This window comes from Actinomadura sp. SCN-SB, from assembly GCF_043906805.1.
In the GTDB taxonomy this organism is placed as follows: Bacteria; Actinomycetota; Actinomycetes; order Streptosporangiales; family Streptosporangiaceae; genus Spirillospora.
Genome location: NZ_JBIMPP010000164.1, coordinates 1 through 1140, shown reverse-complemented (window position 1 = coordinate 1140; position 1140 = coordinate 1). Strand labels below are relative to the sequence as shown.

The 1140-nt window shown below is 62.4% G+C and carries 1 protein-coding gene; it reads right to left on the bottom strand.

Annotation, left to right across the window (positions count from 1 at the left end; genetic code table 11):
• Positions 1 to 7: 7 nt before the first annotated feature.
• Positions 8 to 991, bottom strand: coding sequence for an IS30 family transposase (locus ACGWYJ_RS38870; RefSeq protein WP_395111707.1), 984 nt, complete (start codon positions 989 to 991; stop codon positions 8 to 10).
• Between the last annotated feature and the right edge of the window lie 149 nt (positions 992 to 1140).

Below are 1140 nucleotides of genomic sequence, written 5' to 3'. Positions count from 1 at the left end.
GGTGGTGTCAACTGATGGAAGCAGCTACGCACATCTCGGCGAACACTTCTGCCGGTGTTCTGTAACCAAGTATACGCCTCGGGCGGGTGTTGAGTGAGTGAGATATTGAATTCAGCAGTTCCGCATCTCCTGGAATCCTTGTGTCTTTGGGTAGATATTCCCTAATAAGGCCGTTGGTGTTTTCGTTCGTTCCGCGTTCCCAGGGTGAATGGGGGTGTGCAAAATAGACATCGATCTCCGACTTGAGGGTGAGGGCGGCGTGGTGGGCCATCTCGACGCCCTGATCCCATGTGATCGACTTGACCAGCTCGGCGGGAAGATCCGCCACGCTCTCGAGGATCGCATCGCAGACGGTGTCGGACTTGCGGTCTTTCGGCAGCGGCACGATGACCAGGAAACGGCTTGTGCGCTCGACCAGGGTGCCCGCCTGGGACGCCCCGCCCTTCCCGATGATCAAGTCCCCCTCCCAAGCCCCGGGCACCCGGCGGCCCTCGACCTCGGCGGGCCGCTCGTCGATCAGCCGCATACCGATGATCTTCGACCGCTTCGACCGCGGGTTCCCGCGCGGCCTGCGCCGCTCGCGCCCGGTCCGCAGTGAAACACCCATACGCGCCATCTCGCCCTTCGGCAACGCATACAAATATGTGTAAATCGACTCATGCGAGATGCGCTCCATGCCCGTGACCTTCCCGCACCCGAGTTCATACTTCAACCGGCCGGCCACCTGGTCGGGAGACTCGCCCCGCCGCAGGCCCGCGAACACATGGTCATGCAGGCGCGGATCCGCGTCCAGTTTACGCACTTTTGGGCGGCGGCGCCGCTCCTCCGCGCGCCGCTGCGCCGCGACCGCCCGGTAACCCTCTCGCCCGCCATTTCGGGCGATCTCGCGACAGACCACCGAATCAGCACGGCGAATAACGGCGGCGATCTCCTTGTTCGATAGGTTCTGCGCGATACCACGAGAGATATCCTCGCGATCTTCCGCCGTCAACGGCAACCGATCTCGCCCCACGGACCTCTGCTCTCACTCGGGATCCGCCGAGACTGCCATCCACAAAGATCCATCGCTGGGAGATCGCTTATCTCCCGTACGGTCCAATCGCACCAAATGCCCGACTGCACTGACCACTTGGGATCAAG